We start from the raw sequence: 1,245 nt of genomic DNA, 5'->3' as shown, positions 1-1,245 counted from the left end.
GATGAGCGCCTCGGCGAGGACCAGCAGGCTCAGTTCGGTGGCCTGCTGGCCGACGCCGAGGAGGTTGTCGGAGGTGAGGAACGCCGGCGACACGATGAAGCCGATGACGCCCAGCACGAACAGGACCGGGACGAGCGACAGATCGCGGTAGCGGGCGAGGTCGAGGCGGCGGCCCGCGGGGGCGTCGACGGCCGCGCCGGGGAGCTCGGGGAGCTCAGTGGTGGGAGACATTGCTTTCCTTCGTGTCGGTCGGGCCGGACATGCCCTCCATGGCCGCGACCAGTTGTTCGTCGCTCCAGCCGGATGCGAACTCGGCGACCACGCGCCCCTGGAACATGGCCAGGACGCGGTCGCAGACGCGCAGGTCGTCGAGTTCGTCGGAGACGATCAGGGCGGACTTCCCGTCGTCGGCGACCTGGCGGATGGTGCCGAGCAGGGCTTCCTTGGACTTGATGTCGACGCCGTTGGTCGGGCGGATGGCGACCAGGACGTGCGGCTCGGTGGCCAGCGCGCGGGCGATGACGACCTTCTGCTGGTTGCCTCCGGACAGCGCGGACACCGGGGTCGCGGGGCCGGGGGTCTTGATGTCCAGGTCGCCGATCATGCGCTGGGCGAAGCTGCGCGTGCGCGAGGGCAGGACGGTGCCGTACGGGCCGAGCTGGTCGGTGACGGTGAGGGTCGCGTTCTCGGCGACGCTGCGCTGCGGGATCAGTCCCTGGATGTGCCGGTCCTCGGGGACGAACCCGATGCCGGCCGCGAGCGCGGCGGGGACCTTTCCGGTGCGCACCGGTTGTCCGGCGACGGTGACGGTCCCGGCGCCGGGGCGGTGCAGTCCCGCGAGGGTCTCGCCGAGCTTCACGTTGCCGCTGGCGGCGGCGCCGGCCAGGCCGACCACCTCGCCGGGCCGGGCGGTCAGGTCGACGTCCCCGTAGTGGCCGGCCAGGCTCAGGCCCGTGACGTCGAGCAGCGGCGGCGCGTCCTGCGGGAGCGCTCGGCCGGCCGCCGACCAGCTGGGCTCCGTCCCGCGGGAGGACTCGCCGGTCATCGCCTCCACCAGGGCGTGCTGGTCGAGGTCGGCGACCGGGGCGGTGACGATGTGCCGGGCGTCGCGGTAGACCGTGACGGTGCTGCAGAGCTCGTAGACCTCTTGCAGGTGGTGCGAGATGAACAGGAAGGCGACGCCCTGCTCCTGGAGTCCGCGCAGTTTGGCGAAGAGCTTCTCGATGCCGCGGGCGTCGAGTTTGG

1 protein-coding gene and 1 pseudogene are annotated in these 1,245 nt (G+C 72.0%); both read right to left on the bottom strand.

What is annotated here, in order from left to right; genetic code table 11:
* Positions 1 to 231 (bottom strand): annotated as a pseudogene (locus AB0O00_RS40200) (ABC transporter permease); the annotation flags it as partial.
* Positions 215 to 1,245 (bottom strand): ATP-binding cassette domain-containing protein (locus tag AB0O00_RS40195; protein ID WP_363659613.1); only part of this gene is annotated, 1,031 nt, incomplete at its 5' end. The gene AB0O00_RS40195 and the pseudogene AB0O00_RS40200, both read right to left, overlap by 17 nt.

The organism is Kitasatospora sp. NPDC093558, assembly GCF_040683475.1.
GTDB lineage: Bacteria > Actinomycetota > Actinomycetes > Streptomycetales > Streptomycetaceae > Kitasatospora.
This window is presented reverse-complemented; position numbering and strand designations above follow the sequence as displayed.